The organism is Pseudogracilibacillus auburnensis, assembly GCF_003201975.1.
In the GTDB taxonomy this organism is placed as follows: domain Bacteria; phylum Bacillota; class Bacilli; order Bacillales; family Amphibacillaceae; genus Pseudogracilibacillus; species Pseudogracilibacillus auburnensis.
Map to the genome: position 1 here is coordinate 65,791 of NZ_QJJQ01000019.1, position 19,889 is coordinate 85,679.

The following is a 19,889-nucleotide window of genomic DNA, read 5'->3' on the forward strand; positions in this document are numbered from 1 at the left end:
AAGATTTCATATCAACAATGTTCTGAGTATGCTGTCCTGAGTTTTATAAGAAAGGTTTATTCCTTTCAAATTGAAATCGTATTATTTTTAATAACTTATCTTTTGTACCAATAAAATGTGTATATTAAACAGTTTGCTTGGTTAAGATTCTGCTAATTATAGTCTTGACACACCTTGATTTGGTATATACTTCTCCAACCAAATAGATGTTGTTCATATAAGAAATACAACTGTGCAGTAACTTCAGATAGTGGGATGTCCCATCGCTGCGGAAGACCAACATAATTCGCGATTCGAGCAAATAATTGAATTTCGTGGCACATAATTCGAGATGCGCCATATAACTGCGAAGATGCGCCATATAATCGTGGAGAATCGCCACATAATCGTAGAGATGCGCCATATAATCGCAAAGAACCGCCATATATCCTCTGAGATGACGCATCATTGTTGAAAATGTACATGTTTCTTTCGACATTTTCACACATTTACATTGATCGGTAGCAAAAAACACCCATCGGAATAGTGGAAACAAAAAGTTTTGTACGATTAAAACCATATTTTCGGGAGCGATGGAACATTCCAGTACTAACGCTTCCAGTGCGTCATAAGCGCAACGAAGGAACGTTTTAAGTCTAAAAAACAACCGAGTGCAATCTTGTACGACAAAGCACATCAACGGAAATATTGTGATGATTAAAAAGAAAGTTAAGTTATCTAAACTTGGATTTATGAGATTCGCCAAAAGCCGTAAATTAGAAATACGTATTTTAAGTTCTACTATTATTTAGAAGTAATCCAAGTTGCATATAAGTTGGAGTAGTTCAATTGCTTGTTCATGCATATGTTCCCTTCTTTTGCAAAAACTAATGTTTCAAAGAAGGGAGCGCTCACTTTTGCATCTAGCATTTATTTTTTTATTTTTCAATTTTATAAGTGATGTAACAGAGATAAATGACATAAATATTCCACCGGTTCAATTACAAGAAACGAATGATATCGAAAAAGATAAGCCAACTATTAAAGATAACATTTCTATTATAGTGGAAGTGGATGGAAATCCAGAAGAGCATAAAAAGCACATTGAAAATTATTATCCTTCTATAGAAGTAGTTGCAACTTACACTACATTATTTCAAGGGATTGCCTTAAAGGGGGCCCCACAAAAAATTGGTAGATTAGCGGATCTACATTTTATTAAAGGTATCTATCCAGTTCAAACATATATGACGCAAAAAGTGAATAGTTTGCCTTTTGCATTAGATCAATTGCAAGCTTTACAATCAGCCACAAATAATCCGAATATCATTTTTCCATCGCAATTAAATCAAACTGATTTTACGGGCCGAGGTGTCAAAATTGGGGTAGTCGATACTGGTATTGATTATCATCATCCTGATTTAAGAACTAATTATATAGGTGGTTTTGATCTTGTTGATTTAGATGATGACCCAATGGAAACAACAGTCGATCAAGGCCTACCGACTTCACACGGGACACATGTAGCAGGTATTATTGCCGCAAATGGAGATTTGGAAGGAGTTGCACCAAATGGGGAAATATATGCATACCGAGCACTGGGACCTGGTGGGTTTGGAACGTCCATTCAAGTAATTGCTGCTATGGAAGAGGCGGTGAAAGATGGAGTGGATGTGATGAACTTGTCACTTGGTAACACGGTGAATGGACCGGATTATCCGACTAGTAAAGCAGTCAATGAGGCATCCAAACAAGGAGTTGCAGTCGTTGTAGCAAACGGAAATGACGGTCCTAATAATTGGACTGTCGGTGCTCCTGCTACTGCTTCTTCCGCACTTTCTGTCGGAGCTTATCAACATACAGGGCAAGTGCCTTTTTTGTATGAACCTAATTATCGGAAAAAAATCTGGCTTTCTCCATTAAAATATGCTCCTTCGTGGGATTTAGAAAGAGATTATGAAGTTGATGTACAAAAGGATCGTGTTCGAGGAAAAATTGGATTAATGAAGCAACTAAATAAATCGGCCATAAAGGATATTCAAAAATTACAAGAAAACGGTGCTGTTGCTGTTATTATTTATCAAGTTGACCCTAAAAACCGAGAATGGATCACAGAGCTAAAAGAAACTAACATAACGATCCCAGTAGCAACCATTTCAAATAAAGATGGAAGATGGCTTAAGAAACATCTTGCTGATGAAACTTTATATGTTAAAACTAAAATGGAAAAGACAAACAAGACGGTGGCAAGATTTAGTTCACGTGGCCCGGTTACATTAAACTGGATGATGAAACCCGACATCATTGCGCCTGGTGTTAATATTTTAAGTACAGTACCTGGTGGATATGATATGTTAAATGGAACGAGTATGGCAGCTCCGCATGTTGCAGGGGCAATTGCTGTCATAAAAGAAGCGCAACCAACATGGACGAATGAGCAAATTTTTGGTGCACTAAAAACGACAGCCGAACAAATAAAGTTGAAAAACGGAGAATTTATTGATCCGATCATTCAGGGGGCAGGGTTAATCAATATCGAAAAAGCAATTTTAACTGACACGATTATTGATAATCCACTTCTTTCATTCGGAAAGATTCAACAACATATTGATACACGAATAATAAATATATCGATAGAAAATTTGTCTGATGAACGAAGACAATTTCGCTTTGATATTCCCAAAAAAGAAAAAGGGTTATCGTGGAAACTTGGACAATCATTTTCGATCGAACCAAAAACAAAAAAAGAGATCCCAATCGAGCTTAAAATTAACTCTTTACAACTAAAGGAAGGCCCATATCAAGGCTACTTAACTTTACATAGCGGGGATCAAACGTATTATTTACCATATGTTTTCATTAATGAAACTGCAAATTATCCGAAAGTGATGGGTTTTTCCTTTCGTTTAAATAAGCTAAATAAAGATGTTTACAAATATCAATTATATGTGGCAGAGCCCATTAAATCTGTTGAGATTAAGTTATTCAACCCAAATTCATTAATGTATGAAGGGTCATTAGTGAAATGGACAGATTTAGATGTAGGTATGAATGAAGGAGAAATTAATAAGAGGAATATAAAGAAAAAAGGGAAATTTTATGGCTTGATTGTTGTACAATTAGAAAATGGTGAATTCGTTAATTATGATACGGAAATATTTATTGAATAGCGAGTCTAAATGATGGAAAACCGTGCTGCTTACGGATAAAACGGTGAAATTCACGAATGAACACCAGCTAAAGAAAAGCGAAACTGGTAAAATAATTCCCTCGGTAACTCTATTCGAATAAATGGGAGTTAAAAGTGGGCATAATATCATAGATAGTTGGTAAAATGCGACAAAAAACGCTAAAAAAATAATAGTTAAAAAAGGAAATAATGTTGGGAAATAGCTCCTTGGATTGTTCATAATTTTGTCACGAATATATCATAGTAAGGTACGGTTACACGTTAAGGGGAAAATATGAAGAGTATTCGATCTTTTAAACGGAGAAGATGACCTAGTATGAATTGACAACTAGCGACTGCTATTGTAAAATTCATCGTGTGGAATGAATTAATTAAAATAAACGCACTGTGTGCATTTTCCTCTTTTATGTGAAAGTATCTACATAAAAATATAAATTCCACGTTTGTTTGCATGTCTAATAAATGCTTAGATCATACGAAAGAGAGTACATTATGTCAAATTATCGTTCGATGGCAAATAGGCAAAGAAAGTGGATGCTAATTATTATTGCGATAGTTGCAATAGGGGTAGGCGTCATGCCGAACAAGCATTTTTTTCTTGGACTGTTGTTAGGGACTGGAATTAGTTTTTATAACTTATGGCTCTTACAACGAAAAACGAATCTCTTAGGTGAATCTGCTGAGAGATCTGGAAAGCGAAAAGGAATTGGTACGATTTCAAGGCTTGCAGCAGCAGCGCTTGGGGTACTAGTAGCGATTCGCTATGATTTGAGTATTGTTGGCTTTATTATTGGACTAATGACTGCTTATCCGGTCATTATGATAGATTTTATTTGGTTCAATAGGAAATGAATGTGAAAGAGGGGTGAGACGATGGAGCATGGAGCACCAATCATAGAAAATGTATTCGGTATTCCTTGGTTATCTGTTAACTTATCAAATGTGTTGATGATCATTGTTACTTCAGCTATCGTTTTTATACTATCTGTTCTAGGTGCTAGAAAATTGCAAATGAAACCAACAGGTGCACAAAATGTCATGGAATGGATACTTGACTTTGTCAAAGGAATCATCAACGATACAATGGATTGGAAAACAGGGAAGACATTTTTACCATTAGCAATAACATTGTTTACTTTTATTCTAGTTGGAAACTTATTAGGTGTTATAACGACGTTTATTTATAACGGAGAAGTATGGTGGAAGTCACCAACAGCAGATCCAGGAATAACGTTAACACTATCCTCGATGGTTATTATACTATCACATTATTATGGAATAAAGCTTCGCGGTGGAAAACATTATTTTAAAAGTTATTTCACTCCCGTTTGGTTTTTATTTCCGATTAAAATTATTGAAGAATTTGCCAACACTTTAACACTTGGCTTGCGTTTATTTGGTAACTTATTTGCAGGGGAAGTATTACTAGGATTGCTCGTTACACTTACGACATTAAACGTATGGGGTTTTCTAGGAGGAGCAATACCATATTTAGCATGGTCAGGATTTAGTGTGTTTATTGGAGGAATCCAAGCATTTATATTCACGATGTTGTCAATGGTTTACATTGCACATAAAGTGAATGAAGAACATTAAGAAAAGTAAAAAACATTAATTAACCAGCTTTATAACATAAAACTGGAAATTATAAAATATTATTATACATTTTTGAGGAGGATTTTATATTATGGGAGCTTTAGCAGCGGCAATCGCAGTAGGTTTAGGTGCATTAGGTGCAGGTATTGGTAACGGTTTAATTGTTAGTAAAACAGTTGAAGGTGTTGCACGTCAGCCAGAATTAAGAGGTCAGTTACAAACAATTATGTTCATCGGTATTGGTTTAGTTGAGGCACTTCCAATTATCGGGGTAGTTATTGCATTAATGGTAATGGGTCGATAATTATATAGTAGGTAAATTAGGCGAAGCGATAAGCGAAACAACTTCGCCATCGTTTATGTTTAAATAACGGTATTTCCGAAAAAAGGAGTGAAACGTGTGCTAGGTGGATTCCATTTAATCGATATGGCAATAATGCTATTCTTCTTTATCCTCTTGATTTACTTGGTGAGCAAATTTGCTTGGGGACCAGTAATGGATATGATGAAAAAGCGAGAAGAGTATGTAGCCAATGAAATAGAAACGGCTGAAAAAAGCCGAGCGGAAGCTGAAAAGGCATCAAAAGAAGCTGTTGAACAGTTAAAGCAAACGAAACAAGAAGCACAAAAAATTATTGAAGATGCAAGAACTGCGGGTATTAAGCAAGAGCAAGATATCGTTACATCTGCGAAAAAAGAAGCTGAGCGTATTAAAATATCGGCTCAAGAAGAGATCCAAAACGAAAAAGAAAAAGCTTTACAAGCACTTCAAGACCAAGTTGCTTCCTTATCTGTTTTAATTGCTAGTAAAGTAATTGAAAAAGAAATTAGCGCACAAGATCAAGATAAACTGATCGAAGAATATATTAAAGAGGTAGGAGAAGAGCAATGAGTGAAGCAGTAGTTGCCAAACGTTATGCAGATGCTCTTTTTCAACTTGCAAATGAAAAAAACAATGTCGTTAAACTTATTTCTGAATTAGAGGTCGTAAAAGAAGTTTTTCTAAACGACAAAAAGATGATCGATGTGTTAAATCATCCACGTATAAGTAATCATGACAAAATGAATATCATTAATGGGGCATTTGGACAGTTTGATAAAGACGTTATTAATACGCTTAAAATTCTTGTCGAACGTCACCGCATTAATGTCATTACGTCTATCGTTGATCATTTTGTTCATCTTTATAATGAAGCAAATGGAGTTGCAGCAGCGACTGTTTATTCTGTACGTGCTTTATCGGATGAAGAAAAGGCAAATTTAGAATCATCTTTTAAAAAGCAATTTAATAAACAAAGTGTTTCTATAAAAAATGTAGTTGATCCAACCTTAATTGGTGGTATGAGAATAAGAGTCGGAAATACGATATATGATGGTTCTATTAGTGGTAAACTAAATCGAATCAAACACAATATTGTTTCTGCAAGTATTTGAGGATAGGGGTGACATGGTATGAGTATTACTGCTGATGAAATCAGTACACTGATCAAACAGCAAATTGAAAACTTCGACTCACAAATTGAAATTAACGATGTCGGTACAGTTATCGAAGTAGGTGACGGAATTGCCCGTGCCCATGGATTAGATAATGTAATGGCTGGTGAGCTTGTCGAGTTTTCTAATGGTGTTGTTGGTATGGCGCAAAACTTGGAAGAAAGTAACGTTGGTATCGTTATTTTAGGACCATATACAGAAATTAAAGAAGGCGATGAAGTTCGTCGCACAGGACGCATTATGCAAGTACCAGTTGGAGAGGAATTAGTAGGACGTGTGGTAAACCCTCTTGGGCAACCGATTGATGGAAAAGGTCCAATTGAGACGTCAAAAACGCGTCCAATTGAGTCAGAAGCACCAGGTGTTATGGCACGTAAATCAGTTTTCGAACCACTTCAAACTGGAATTAAAGCGATCGATGCACTTGTACCAATTGGAAGAGGACAGCGTGAGCTTATTATCGGTGACCGTCAAACAGGTAAAACAACGGTTGCAGTTGATACAATTTTGAACCAAGCGGATCAAGATATGATTTGTATTTATGTTGCAATCGGTCAAAAAGAGTCTACCGTTCGTGGAACAGTTGAAACATTTCGTCGTTACGGAGCATTAGACTATACGATCGTTGTTACAGCTGGAGCATCTGACCCAGCACCACTTCTTTACTTAGCTCCATATGCTGGAGTAACGATGGGTGAAGAGTTTATGTATAATGGAAAGCACGTACTTGTTGTCTATGATGACTTATCTAAACAAGCAGCTGCTTACCGTGAACTTTCATTATTATTACGTCGTCCACCGGGTCGTGAAGCATTCCCTGGAGATGTATTCTACTTACACTCAAGACTACTTGAGCGTGCAGCGAAATTAAATGACGAATTAGGTGGCGGTTCATTAACGGCCCTTCCATTCGTTGAAACACAAGCAGGAGATATTTCTGCTTATATTCCGACAAACGTTATTTCGATTACAGATGGACAGATTTTCCTACAAAGTGATTTGTTCTTCTCTGGAGTACGTCCAGCGATTAACGCCGGATTATCGGTATCGCGAGTTGGAGGATCAGCTCAAATTAGTGCAATGAAGAAGGTTGCAGGTACACTTCGTCTTGACCTTGCAGCATATCGTGAACTAGAAGCGTTTGCTCAGTTCGGGTCAGACCTTGATAAAGCAACACAGGCACGATTAAATCGTGGTCAGCGTACGGTTGAGGTATTAAAGCAAGGACTACACAAACCATTAGTGGTTGAAAAACAAGTAATGATTTTATATGCATTAACACGCGGATTCTTAGACGATATTGCAGTTGAAGATGTCGTTCGCTTTGAAGAAGAGTTCCACGTTTGGCTTGATAGTAATGCTAAAGAAGTACTTGATACGATTCGCGAGACAGGAAAGCTTGCAGAAGAAGCTGATATGAGTAACGCAATCGAAGCATTCAAGAAAACATTTTTACCTTCAGATCAAAATGCATAAGAAAAGAATGCGAAATAAATGCGAAATAGAAAGCTAATTTTTAAATAAATTTTCGAAACAGATTTTTATGCGAGATGGAACATACACTTCTGTTTTAGAAGGGTGGTGAAAAGCTTGGCATCACTTAAAGATATTCAAGATCGAATAAATTCGACAAGTAAAACGAAACAAATTACAAAAGCGATGGAAATGGTGTCTGCTTCAAAATTAAGTAAAGCAGAAGAGAATGCAAAACGTTATTCTTTCTATAGTAATAAAATTCAAGAAGTTATTGCCAATATCGCGTCCAACAATACAGATGTTACACATCCGATGCTCCAAAGACGTGAAGTGAAGAAAACAGGCTATATTATTGTAACTGCAGATAGTGGACTTGCAGGAGCATATAATAGTAACGTTCTCAGAAAGCTTTACCAAACCGTAGAAGAAAGACATACATCGACAGATGAATATACAGTTATTGCAATTGGTCGTATGGGTGTTGATTTTTGCCGAAAACGTAATATGCCTGTAGCTGATACGGTAATTGGTTTACAAGATCAACCGAAGTATGCAGAAATTAAAGCAATCGCTTCGAATGCTGTGCAAATGTATGAAAACGAAGAAATTGATGAATTAATTATTATCTACAATCAATTTGTTAGTGCCATTTCACAAGTCGTTCAAACGAATACACTTGTACCAATTTCGAACATTGACAGTGTTAAAGCAACAAGTTCATATGAGTATGAACCAAGTGAAGAACAAATTTTAAAAGTATTATTACCACAGTATGCGGAAAGTTTAATTTACGGCGCATTGCTTGAGGCAAAAGCAAGTGAGCATGCTGCGAGAATGACGGCAATGAAGAGTGCAACGGATAATGCGGATGATTTAATCGACGAATTAACGTTATCGTTTAACCGTGCCCGCCAAGCTGCTATTACACAAGAAATCACCGAAATTGTTGGTGGAGCAGCTGCACTAGAATAATAAATTTTGTATTACTTTAAAAGGAAGTTAGGAGGGAAATCGATTGAGTAAAGGTTATGTTACACAAGTAATGGGACCAGTTGTTGACGTTAAGTTCGAGGACGGACAACTTCCAGAAATTTATGATGCACTTCATGTGCAAATTGATGCAACAGAACAAAACGACGCTAGAGTACTTGCATTAGAAGTAGCATTACACCTCGGTGATAATTCAGTTCGTACAATTGCGATGTCTTCTACGGACGGTTTACAGCGTGGTGTGAATGTTACAAGTACGGGTGGACCGATTTCTGTTCCTGTTGGAGATGTAACGTTAGGTCGAGTGTTTAACGTTTTAGGTGAACATATTGATGAAGGGGAGGATCTCCCAGCAGATACGAAACTTGATCCTATCCACCGTGATTCACCAAAATTCGAAAACTTATCTACAGAAACAGAAATTTTAGAAACAGGGATAAAAGTTGTTGACTTACTTGCTCCATACATTAAAGGTGGAAAAATCGGTTTATTTGGTGGTGCAGGAGTAGGAAAAACTGTATTAATCCAAGAGCTAATTAATAACATCGCTTTAGAGCATGGTGGAATTTCCGTTTTCGCTGGTGTTGGAGAGCGTACTCGTGAAGGTAATGACCTATACTTTGAAATGAAAGATTCAGGTGTTATCGATAAGACAGCGATGGTATTTGGTCAAATGAACGAACCACCTGGTGCGAGAATGCGTGTTGCACTTACAGGTCTTACAATGGCAGAATATTTCCGTGATGAACAAGGAGCTGACGTGTTACTTTTCATCGACAATATTTTCCGTTTCACACAAGCAGGTTCAGAGGTATCAGCACTTCTTGGGCGTATGCCATCAGCGGTTGGATATCAGCCAACACTTGCAACAGAGATGGGACAATTACAAGAGCGTATCACGTCTACAGATAAAGGTTCTGTTACATCTATTCAAGCGATTTATGTTCCGGCGGATGACTATACAGACCCAGCGCCAGCGACAACATTCGCACACTTAGATGCAACAACAAACCTTGACCGTGGACTTTCTGAGCAAGGGATTTATCCAGCGGTAGACCCACTTGCTTCCACTTCACGTGCTCTTGACCCTGAAATTGTTGGAGAAGAGCATTATGAAGTTGCAACAGCTGTACAACGGACGTTACAGCGTTACCGTGAATTACAAGACATTATCGCAATCCTTGGTATGGACGAATTAAGTGATGAAGATAAATTAACGGTGTCACGTGCACGTCGTGTTCAGTTCTTCTTATCACAAAACTTCCACGTTGCTGAACAATTTACAGGTCAGCAAGGATCTTATGTACCAGTTCAAGAAACAGTACAAGGATTTAAGGAAATTTTAGAAGGTAAATATGATGATCTACCAGAAGATGCATTCCGTCTAGTAGGTCGTATTGAAGAAGTAGTCGAGAAAGCAAAACAAATGGCGTAACAATTGGATGAGATGTCTGTTGATGATGAGGGATTCATTTATGTTATGTATCCCTATCATCTGCGATAAATCATCTTTTCAGGCTAGTTATTTGAAGTTTTTAGGAGGTGTTTCGACTTGAAAACACTAACAGTAAGTGTTGTAACTCCTGATGGACAAGTGCTAGAAGATGACTATGAAATGCTGAGCTGTAAAGCCGAAAATGGTGAACTCGGTATTCTACCAGGTCATATTCCACTTGTAGCACCACTAACCATTAATGCAGTTAGATTAAAACGTAATAATGAAGAAGATTTAGTCGCTGTCAATGGTGGATTTTTAGAAGTTAGACCAGATAAAGTTACCATCCTAGCCGAATCAGCTGAAAAGGCTTCAGATATCGACGTGGATCGAGCGGAACGGGCAAAAGAAAGAGCAGCACAATTACTCGAATCGAATAACCCAGACACTGATGTCATGCGAGCAAAACTTGCATTAAATCGGGCAATGAATCGGATTAATGTTGCAAAAAACTAATGAAGAAACCTCATATCGTCATGAGGTTTTTGTTTTGCCTAAAATGAATGGTGAAGCATAACGATTCACTTTTTTGTCAAATAATGAATGGCTATTCTGGTGAACGAGTGTTAAAAAGAGAAGCTAACTACCTTGTTTTTAAGAATGGTCATTCTACAAAAGTAAATCATCAATCGTTGAATAAAGGAATGAATCCTGTTGATGGTTACACTAGAATGAAATAAATCATACTTAGGATTCAACGATTACATAAGAATGAGTTCATAAGCAATATTTTATGTACCGGATTTTTTACAAATTTCTTTTCAAGACATCCATTTTTCGCTATTTCCCGGGAAATACGAAATAAATGTTTGTTTTTTCGACTTGCATCTTAGGATAGATGACCTACATATGGAGTACTATGGAAAAGCGATTTTCCTTCAATAAAAAAGAATCTAATCTCCTGAAGAAGTGCATGATCTGTATTGACTTTTTTTCTATATCATGGCAAGGTTACGATATAAATTTAAAATGATAGGTGATAACATGATTTCCATTGGATATTTCTCAATTATCGGTATGCTCTCTCATATTATCTTTATTTATATTACATGGACCGCTATGCAAGGAATCAATTTCGAACCACTCGTTAGAAAGAATCGTGTAGTAGAAGCTCGAATTATTATTATCTTTATGACGATTGTAATCGGAGCAGGGGTTAGTAGATTCGTGTTAGATATTATACAGTGGTCCCAAGATCTAATTTATTTATTTTAATGCACAAAAAAGCGGGGAGTCCGCAAATGGTACAATTTATATTGGGGAGCCCCGCACATACTAGTAACCATCACTCATCTATTGTTTATCCCTAGCATTCACTTATTACCTTTACAGATCTCCGCTGCATTACTTTTTCAGAATCCCGATTCTTCTATTTCCCCTCAGATTATGCACCATAACCAGCATTCCAACTATTCATCTTTATTATCCTCCAGCTCTCTCAATTCCTTCTTCTATTTGCGTGCAATTTTTAAAGCTTCGCATTAACAATTTATTTAGTTTAAAATCTCTCCTAACCGTGTTGAAAGATGTAATAATTTGTTTCGTTTAATTAAATTCTTCATTGTACATACTTGTAATAAATCGGGGGGATTTATGATGAGGAAATTATTTTTTATATTTACAACGACAATTTTTCTTTTTATTCAACCAAGCACGGTCGAAACAAGCACAGAATTGGCAACAATTACAAATGTTGCTTTGGGAGAAGGATTTATATTAGATGAATGGCAAGTTGTGATGATCGAAAAAATTTCTGAAAAGGAATTTGACAATATTACAAAAAGATTACAAAATAGTTATTTAGACACTGTTGTAAAAGATGAAAATAAGATAAAATATATATTCGAGACTAAAAATTCTAAAGATCAAATTAATCATTATTTTCAAGCGATTGTACCAACTGGTCATGCTAATCAGATTACTTTCCAATTGGTTATTTCAGGAGAAGAATGGAATGAAGTAATTCATAATTATTACAATAATTTGACAAATAGATTACAAAATGAACTTTCACTCACTTTCTCTAAAATTTTCACTTGTGTAAAACTGAATGATAATGGTATAATTAATGATGGATTTTCAGATGACGAAATTTGGAAAAAAATGAAAGTTATACATAGGAGTGAACAGATTGATAATGTTGAACAATCTGTTTATGAAAAAGAAGTTTACGGGTATAACAAGTTGTGGAATAGAACAATAATTGTCGAAAATGAAACAGTAAATTTTCATATGAGTATTAAAAACAATGATCATAATAAAAAACAAGTTATAATTGGAACGCCTATTATATTAAATGAATATTAATATAATGAACAGAAATTGAAGGAGAATTGTCAGATGGATAAAATCGTTGTAAAAGGTGGCAAGAGATTAAGCGGGAATGTAAAGGTTGAAGGGGCGAAAAATGCTGTTCTTCCTGTATTGGCTGCAAGTTTAATCGCAAGTGAAGGAAAAAGTGTCATTTATGACGTTCCAACATTAGATGATGTATACACAATTAATGAAGTAATACGTAATTTGAATGCAAAAGTTCAATTTAAAAATAACAAAGTAACAATCGATGCAACAAATAAGTTGCGAACGGAAGCACCGTTTGAATATGTGCGTCAAATGAGGGCTTCTGTACTTGTGTTAGGGCCGTTACTTGCACGTTACGGGCATGCGGAAGTGGCATTGCCGGGAGGATGTGCGATCGGTTCACGGCCAATTGATTTACATTTAAAAGGCTTTGAAGCAATGGGAGCAAAAGTAAATATTGGCAACGGTTTTGTAGAAGTAAGTGTAGACGGTCGATTACAAGGATGCACCGTTTATTTAGACGTGGCAAGTGTTGGTGCAACTGAAAATATAATGATGGCAGCAACATTAGCGGAAGGAAAAACAGTTATTGAAAACTGTGCTAAGGAACCTGAGATTGTTGATTTAGCGAATTACTTAAATAAAATGGGTGCTGATATCGTCGGTGCTGGAACGGAAACAATTCGAATAAATGGTGTAGAAAAACTACACGGTGCGGAGCATACTATTATTCCAGATCGGGTAGAAGCAGGTACGTTTATGGTAGCTGCTGCAGTTACTGGTGGAAATGTATTAATTGAAAATGTGGTAACAGAACATTTGCGCCCTGTCATTGCGAAGCTTCGAGAAATGGGAGTCGAGATCATTGAGGAAGAAAATGGTGTTCGTGTCATTGGCCCAAATAATTTAAAAGCAACCGACATAAAAACTTTACCACATCCTGGTTTTCCTACTGATATGCAATCACAAATGATGGTGGCAATGATAAACGCTGAAGGTACAAGTGTGCTTACAGAAACGGTTTTTGAAAATCGTTTTATGCATGTCGAGGAATTTAGGCGCATGAATGCAAACATGAAAATTGAAGGTAGAAGTGTCATTATTGAAGGATTAAATGAACTACAAGGTGCACAAGTTCAAGCGACTGATCTCCGAGCCGCGGCTGCGTTAATTTTAGCAGGACTGTGTGCAGACGGTTTAACAGAAGTAACGGAATTAAAACATCTAGATCGTGGTTATGTTGACTTTGCTAAAAAGTTGAAGCATCTTGGTGCAGACATAAAAAGGGTCAAAGTTGCGACGGAAGAAAAACAAGCGGATGAAAAAGTGATTCAGCTTGATTTTAAACCGAAAAACATTGCAGTGGAACTTTCGTAAATTTTAATATAGTAAAAACGATTGGGAATTAGCTGGACGCTCATCCGGCAATTCCCATCTTCGCATGAAAACAGGTAGAGTATATTTCTATCTGTTTTTTATTTGTCTAGGAAATTATATTTGATTATACTTGTGGATAAAGTTTATTTGCACGATTAGTCGCGTCTAGCTTAAGCGCTAAAGCTGTACCAAATTTCAAACTTCTTCCTACGATAAGTCAACATCGGTTCAAGTTTTAAGGAAGGCCGACTAAAATCGGGCTTTGCGCCCAACGTCGGCATACCCCTATGAAAGGGCATGTTTCCTTTTTCTCGTCAGAAGCTTTCCAATTTGTACGTCGCTAAACGAGCGCTTACGCTTTTGTTCTTTGGCTAAAACAAATTTCTATTAGGTGGTTCTATGATTTAAAAGAATTGTATATATATTAATAGTAAGAAAAATACTAGTACAAGTAGTTTTTAAGATAGGAGGGAGATACAATAAAACAGTATAAATTTAGAAAGACTATTGGAAAGAAAAAACGTAGAAAAATAAGTGCAATGAAACAAACTTCAACATTAAAAGTGGGTAAACACTCAACTTGGAGATTCACTGGAATCGTAGGGATAGCAATATTAATGTGTACCATTGTTATTATTCCAACGATTATCGTAATGATTCCAACAAAGAATTCACCTGATACAGCAAGTGATATAACAGAAATGCCGAGTAGCGATAAAACTAAAAATAGCCAAATCGAACTTCCCCAATTTGAAGTTTCTATTAAAAGGTCACAAACAGGTGAAATTGAAAAGGTACCATTAGAGAAATATGTTATTTCGGTCGTCGCTTCTGAAATGCCAGCCGAATTTGAGGCTGAGGCTTTAAAGGCCCAGGCAATTGCAGCGAGAACATATATTGTCAACCATTTATTACATCAAGACGGAGAAGAAGATGTAATCATATCCGATACGACGGAACATCAAGTATATAAAAATGAAGATGAGCTAAAAACAGCTTGGGGTAGTGATTTTCATTGGAAGATAGAAAAAGTGACAGATGCTGTTTTAGCAACAGAAGGAGAAATCATCACATACGATGAACAGCCGATCACACCAACCTTTTTTTCTATGAGTAATGGTTTTACAGAAGATGCCAAAAATTATTGGGGGAATGAATTACCATATTTAAAAAGCGTGGAAAGTAAGTGGGAGGAGAAACATCCTAATTTCACCGAACAAAATGTCTTTACGATTGATGAAATTAATAGTAAATTAGGTATCTCATTACAAGCTGGAAATGCAATCCCCATTCAAATAAAACGGACAGAAAGTAATCGAGTTAGTGAATTAGTGATCAATGATTCCACATTTACGGGGAAGGACATAAGAGAAAAACTTAATCTTCGCTCCAATGATTTTTCTATCCAACAAAAAAATGAACATTTGATTTTTACGACAAAAGGGTATGGGCATGGAGTTGGAATGAGTCAATATGGAGCAAACGGGATGGCAGAAGAAGGGAAAACATATAAAGAAATTTTGTCTTATTATTACCAAGATATTGATATTAACACAATAACTGAAGCTGCACCTACCTTGGTCGCTAAATAAAAAATTAAAAGAGAGTACACGACTCTCTTTTAATTTTTTTCATGTTTTAGTCGCTCCAAAATATCATGTTTTTCAAATAGTTGATTTGCGATATTTGTATTTACCATATCCTCTAATCCGACGATCATTCTTAGGAATCTTAATAAAGGAATTTGTACCGTCGAAAAAATAACGATTCCAATCTCTCTTTCCTTCATAAAACCACAATACGTATGGAAGCCAATTGTTGTACCGCCATGATGATAGATCGGATACTTGGACCATTTCACATCTTCAATCATCCAACAAAGCCCCATATCAAATCGTTTAAATGCTTTTACATTTTGACGTTCATGTGTGAGTGCAATGCTTTCAGTTAATGGGCTATTTCGTAAACCAATTTGATATTCTAAATAGGTGAGCAAATCATTTACAGTACTTTTAATTGCACCGGCGCCGTCAACTGCAGGAAGTTCAATTGGCGGGACAGGTTTCCCATTTTTATCATATGCTTTTACATAACGATCCATCCGTTCATTTCCAACTGTAATAAACGTATCTTTCATTTGAAACGGTTCTAAAATATATTTCTGAATCGCTTCTTCGTAAGAAAGTTTTTCTAATTCAGCGAGTATATTTCCAAGTAACCCTATTCCAATATTAGAGTAACCCCATTTAGTACCAATCTCTTTTTTTAAGTCAAAATCGATATAGAATTGATGCAAGTGATCCGAAGTAAAAGATTTATAAGGATTATTTTTCTCCTGTTTATTTGCTTTTAAATTTTTTCGGATTGTTTTCATATCTTCTCTCGGAAGTCGTGAAGTATGTGTTGCTAGATGTCGGAAAGTGATTTCTTTTCCATTATAAGACAAGGCATTTTTGTATGCTGGTTTATAGTGACTGACAGGATCATCGAGTGAAATTTTTCCTTCTGTCACTAATTTCGCTAATAGTAGACTTGTAAATGTTTTCGTCGTAGATCCAATTTCGAAAAAAAGATCTCCGACATTTATTTTAGGCATTTGATTTTGTACAAAACCTTCGATAAATCTACCATCCTTCGTTACAACACCGACAACGATACTAGCATTCTTGGCCTTGCTAATTTCTTTCATCATCAACTGGGTTGTATCTTCAGTAATCATCATTCTTTTTCCTCCTTAACATTTAATAAACTTACTAGTTAATGCCACTTAACTATTTGTTAAAATGATCAGCTATTCTTTTAAGGAAATTCTTTTATTGCTATTTCTTTTAATGTTAATAATATATTTTTAAATTCAATTAATTTTTTTTCTCCAAGTTTTTTATATAGTTTTTCCGTAACGATTTCATCGAATTTATCTTGTTGCTTGATAAATGAATGCCCCTTTTTATCTAAGCTAACGAGAATTTCCCGACGATTATTTACATTTATTTGGCGTTTGACGTAACCATTCTCCTCCAACTTGGAAACTTGTTGGCTAACGGCACTAGAAGAGACATTCAATTTTTGGGCTATTTCATTGATCGTCATTGTTTTCGCAGTATGGATCGTATGGATAAGATGATCTTGTGCAGCAGTAATGTTTTCATCGATTAAGGTGTTATGTTTTTGATAAACCTGATTATTAATAAAGTGAGTCAAATCATTAATTTGTTGAACAGTATCATTTAAAAAGTTTTTACTCAAAAAAGTTAACCTCCATTAATAATTAAGTTGAGTTAAGTGTATCGCAAAAAAAAATAAATTCAAGGTAAAATGGAAGAAAGATGCAATTTTTAAAATTGAATGGTGCTACTTTAAAATTGGCGGGTGGTAGCGTTATAAATTTGTCATTAAAACGTCTTTATTTTCTCTCAATCTAATTGTTTGTGAGGAACTAGTTTTTAAAATAATCATAATAATAGAAAAAACTTGTCAATGAATGTATATATTTTCTTTTATCTGTTCACAATGGTTGATGAGGTGATAAACAAATGAAAGAAAATTTTACAAACGAATCCAAAAATAAATGGACTCGAATTTTTAAGAAGAAATGGTTTTTCCCAGCACTATATATTATGATTGCAGCCTTTCTTCTAACAGCTGTCGTTTGGTACCAAAATATAGAGAGTAAATTAATAGAGGGACTTGATGACAACGAGCAATCGGATAGCTATAGTCAAAATCCATTTGATGAAGAGGCAGAATCTGTTTTGCAGCAGCAGGAGATCATTAAAATGCCTGTCCATGATGAAGTTCAAACAGAAATAGTTACTAAATTTTATGATTACAACGCAGAACAAGAGGATCAGGAAAAAGGATTAACTCTCTATAATAACAGATATTACCAAAGCACAGGAATCGATATTGCATCTAGTGATGGAGACGCATTTGATGTCGTTGCCTCTCTAAGCGGAACTGTTACAGAAGTAAAAGAAGATCCGTTGTTAGGAAATGTTGTAGTAATGTCACACGGTGAAAATATTTCAACATATTATGCAAGTTTAGGAGAAGTTGAAGTAGAAACTGGTGCAAAAATTAAACAAGGTGACAAAATTGGTACAGCTGGAAAAAATTTATTTAGCGAAGAAAGTGGTACACATGTCCATTTTGAGATTCGTAAAGCTGACGTGGAAGTAAATCCAGAAGATTTCTTCAATGAACCGTTAAGTAAGATAGAAGAACTTGATGTTGATGCAAAGGTAGAAGAGCCAAGTTCTGATGAACAAGAAACGGATCGTCCTGATTCTACAGAAAAAGAAGAGGAAAAGCCTGATTCTGAAGATGTAGATAAAGAAGAAGAGGATTCCGAAGATGTTGAGGATGAAGATGCTGAGGAAAGCCAGAATTTATCATTTTCCATCATTGCTTAACGATGGATTGTTGGTTTTGATTTAACCATAAATGAAGAATAAACGAATGGCCCTAATATTCATGGGGCTTTTTTTTTGTGCCAATAATAGAGCCAGTGTAGCTAGGACAACTGAAAGGGAGCGTGGGAAAAACAAATAAAAAAGATTAAATACCTTGTCCTATACGAGAAAAGAACGATTTTAATCATAAACAAATTTAATTAATAATAAAATATGATTAACAGAGTAATCGCTTAATATCTGGGGTGCGAGTTGGTGAATATCTTTTATTGAAATCAAATCGGTTTTATCTCACTGTACTTATTTTCACCATAATGTCACAGCGTCCAATCCATTTTGACAGATCATTTTAATCTGTATTCGTGAATTTGAGGCTACCGCGGTAAAAAAGTTTAACCCAAAAGTAACACCCTCCAACTTTATCCATGATATGATGGAGTGTTTTCTTAGCGATAAGCCACGTTTCTCTATGAATGTATGATGTTAAGAAAAAATTGTACATGATATGAAAAATGGCAGGACGTTTTGCATTATATTTTACAAGTCATCATCAATTTATTGCATGTATATCTCATAAGGAATCATGATTTAACATTTGAAAAGAGAAGATTAAATACATAACTAGATCAAATACCAATTTTATGAGAGTCCTTGATGATGATCTTGTAGTTTTAATACTGTGAGCAATAGTAGGAAGAAAATGTAGTAGTGAGCCGAAAAAATCTAAACCATCGTTATTTTCCATGAGCCTATGATTAAATCGTATTAGCATGTGAACACCGCACTTTGTCTCACTTAACACCTCGGAAAATCAACATAGGGAGGCGACCGGTGTGCATGATTACATCAAAGAGAGGACTATCAGGATAGGAAATTACGTCGTTGAGACGAGAAAAACTGTCCGGATGATAGCAAAAGAATTTGGTGTTTCGAAAAGCACGGTTCATAAAGACTTGACAGAACGTTTACCAGAAATAAATGCGGAGCTTGCCAAGCAAGTGAAAGAAATCTTGGAATATCACAAATCAATCCGTCACATTCGGGGAGGTGAAGCAACGAGAAAAAAATACAAACTAGAGCGCCAAGGGCAAAACGAATAATTTTTGACGGGATAGGGGGATTGCTATTAGATTAGCACAGAAATTTATATTTGTTTGAATGTGATTTATATTCGGAAGAACTGTAATTATCTTTGCAAGAATGGGGTATTTTCCGAATACAATAACAGAGGTCGCGCTTCCTAAGCAAAAATGCAACCTCTGTTATTAGTGTAAATCGGAACTATTGAATTGTTTCGATACACACATTTGCGGAAATTCCCGTAGTTCTAGTGAAAAATATTTTTGGTATTCGGATTTTATGTGGAAAAGTTCTTTTTATGAAAATGTCCAGAACACCCGCGATTTCAATCGTGGGATGAATGGACGCCTGGGAGCGATAAATCTAATCTCAAATCCATTTACAAACACACGTTCCATAAAGTGTAATGAAAGTATAAAAACGAGGTGGATCATATGTTGAAACATAAAGCCTATAAAATTCGGATCTATCCCAATAAAAACCAAGAAAAACTAATTGC

At 35.7% G+C, this 19,889-nt stretch carries 19 protein-coding genes; 17 read left to right on the forward strand and 2 right to left on the reverse strand.

Annotated elements, in window-relative coordinates; genetic code table 11:
- Positions 1 to 896 precede the first annotated feature (896 nt).
- The 14 genes from DFR56_RS23785 to spoIID all read left to right on the forward strand — a co-directional run bounded on the left by DFR56_RS23785 (position 897) and on the right by spoIID (position 15,490).
- The gene (locus tag DFR56_RS23785) at positions 897 to 3,149 is read left to right on the forward strand and encodes a S8 family serine peptidase (protein WP_158525732.1); all 2,253 of its coding nucleotides are present in this window, start codon (positions 897 to 899) and stop codon (positions 3,147 to 3,149) included.
- A gap of 512 nt (positions 3,150 to 3,661) precedes the next feature.
- A complete protein-coding gene (locus DFR56_RS19710) occupies positions 3,662 to 4,021 on the forward strand; it encodes an ATP synthase subunit I (RefSeq protein WP_110397174.1) in 360 nt (119 codons plus the stop codon).
- A gap of 21 nt (positions 4,022 to 4,042) precedes the next feature.
- Positions 4,043 to 4,765: a F0F1 ATP synthase subunit A gene (gene atpB, locus DFR56_RS19715; RefSeq protein ID WP_110397175.1), complete on the forward strand. Its 723-nt coding sequence runs from the start codon at positions 4,043 to 4,045 to the stop codon at positions 4,763 to 4,765.
- A gap of 91 nt (positions 4,766 to 4,856) precedes the next feature.
- The gene (gene atpE, locus DFR56_RS19720; RefSeq protein WP_110397176.1) at positions 4,857 to 5,069 is read left to right on the forward strand and encodes a F0F1 ATP synthase subunit C; all 213 of its coding nucleotides are present in this window, start codon (positions 4,857 to 4,859) and stop codon (positions 5,067 to 5,069) included.
- A gap of 123 nt (positions 5,070 to 5,192) precedes the next feature.
- Positions 5,193 to 5,657 carry a F0F1 ATP synthase subunit B gene (gene atpF / locus DFR56_RS19725; protein ID WP_110397194.1) on the forward strand — a complete coding sequence of 155 codons (465 nt, stop codon included), beginning with the start codon at positions 5,193 to 5,195 and terminating at the stop codon, positions 5,655 to 5,657.
- On the forward strand, positions 5,654 to 6,199 hold the full coding sequence (locus DFR56_RS19730) for a F0F1 ATP synthase subunit delta (protein WP_110397177.1): 546 nt from the start codon (positions 5,654 to 5,656) through the stop codon (positions 6,197 to 6,199). The genes atpF and DFR56_RS19730 overlap by 4 nt, the downstream gene beginning before the upstream one ends.
- An 18-nt stretch (positions 6,200 to 6,217) precedes the next feature.
- Positions 6,218 to 7,735 (forward strand): F0F1 ATP synthase subunit alpha, encoded by a 1,518-nt coding sequence (atpA, locus tag DFR56_RS19735; protein ID WP_110397178.1) that lies wholly within the window; start codon positions 6,218 to 6,220, stop codon positions 7,733 to 7,735.
- Positions 7,736 to 7,849: 114 nt separating this feature from the next.
- On the forward strand, positions 7,850 to 8,707 hold the full coding sequence (gene atpG / locus DFR56_RS19740; protein WP_110397179.1) for an ATP synthase F1 subunit gamma: 858 nt from the start codon (positions 7,850 to 7,852) through the stop codon (positions 8,705 to 8,707).
- 43 nt (positions 8,708 to 8,750) lie between these two features.
- Entirely contained in the window at positions 8,751 to 10,160 is a 1,410-nt protein-coding gene (atpD, locus tag DFR56_RS19745) for a F0F1 ATP synthase subunit beta (protein WP_110397180.1), read from the forward strand.
- 117 nt (positions 10,161 to 10,277) lie between these two features.
- Complete coding sequence (locus DFR56_RS19750; RefSeq protein WP_110397181.1) at positions 10,278 to 10,676, forward strand: F0F1 ATP synthase subunit epsilon; 399 nt, start codon at positions 10,278 to 10,280, stop codon at positions 10,674 to 10,676.
- A 528-nt stretch (positions 10,677 to 11,204) separates the two neighbouring features.
- The gene (locus tag DFR56_RS19755) at positions 11,205 to 11,435 is read left to right on the forward strand and encodes a DUF1146 family protein (protein WP_110397182.1); all 231 of its coding nucleotides are present in this window, start codon (positions 11,205 to 11,207) and stop codon (positions 11,433 to 11,435) included.
- Between the two features lie 378 nt (positions 11,436 to 11,813).
- Entirely contained in the window at positions 11,814 to 12,527 is a 714-nt protein-coding gene (locus tag DFR56_RS19760; protein WP_110397183.1) for a YwmB family TATA-box binding protein, read from the forward strand.
- Positions 12,528 to 12,560: 33 nt separating this feature from the next.
- Entirely contained in the window at positions 12,561 to 13,898 is a 1,338-nt protein-coding gene (murA, locus tag DFR56_RS19765; RefSeq protein WP_110397184.1) for a UDP-N-acetylglucosamine 1-carboxyvinyltransferase, read from the forward strand.
- A gap of 539 nt (positions 13,899 to 14,437) precedes the next feature.
- On the forward strand, positions 14,438 to 15,490 hold the full coding sequence (spoIID, locus tag DFR56_RS19770) for a stage II sporulation protein D (RefSeq protein WP_110397185.1): 1,053 nt from the start codon (positions 14,438 to 14,440) through the stop codon (positions 15,488 to 15,490).
- A gap of 29 nt (positions 15,491 to 15,519) precedes the next feature.
- Here spoIID and DFR56_RS19775 read toward each other — a convergent pair whose 3' ends face one another.
- Both DFR56_RS19775 and DFR56_RS19780 read right to left on the reverse strand, forming a co-directional pair.
- A complete protein-coding gene (locus DFR56_RS19775) occupies positions 15,520 to 16,620 on the reverse strand; it encodes a serine hydrolase domain-containing protein (protein ID WP_110397186.1) in 1,101 nt (366 codons plus the stop codon).
- Positions 16,621 to 16,697: 77 nt separating this feature from the next.
- Complete coding sequence (locus DFR56_RS19780) at positions 16,698 to 17,144, reverse strand: MarR family transcriptional regulator (RefSeq protein WP_110397187.1); 447 nt, start codon at positions 17,142 to 17,144, stop codon at positions 16,698 to 16,700.
- A gap of 287 nt (positions 17,145 to 17,431) precedes the next feature.
- On the opposite strand from DFR56_RS19780, the gene spoIIQ reads away from it, so the two are divergent.
- The 3 genes from spoIIQ to DFR56_RS24065 all read left to right on the forward strand — a co-directional run.
- Entirely contained in the window at positions 17,432 to 18,310 is an 879-nt protein-coding gene (spoIIQ, locus tag DFR56_RS19785) for a stage II sporulation protein SpoIIQ (RefSeq protein ID WP_110397188.1), read from the forward strand.
- Positions 18,311 to 19,143: 833 nt separating this feature from the next.
- Positions 19,144 to 19,410, forward strand: coding sequence for a sporulation transcriptional regulator SpoIIID (spoIIID, locus tag DFR56_RS19790; protein WP_110397189.1), 267 nt, complete (start codon positions 19,144 to 19,146; stop codon positions 19,408 to 19,410).
- A gap of 414 nt (positions 19,411 to 19,824) precedes the next feature.
- A partial coding sequence (locus tag DFR56_RS24065) for a helix-turn-helix domain-containing protein (RefSeq protein WP_146214335.1) occupies positions 19,825 to 19,889 on the forward strand: 65 nt, incomplete at its 3' end.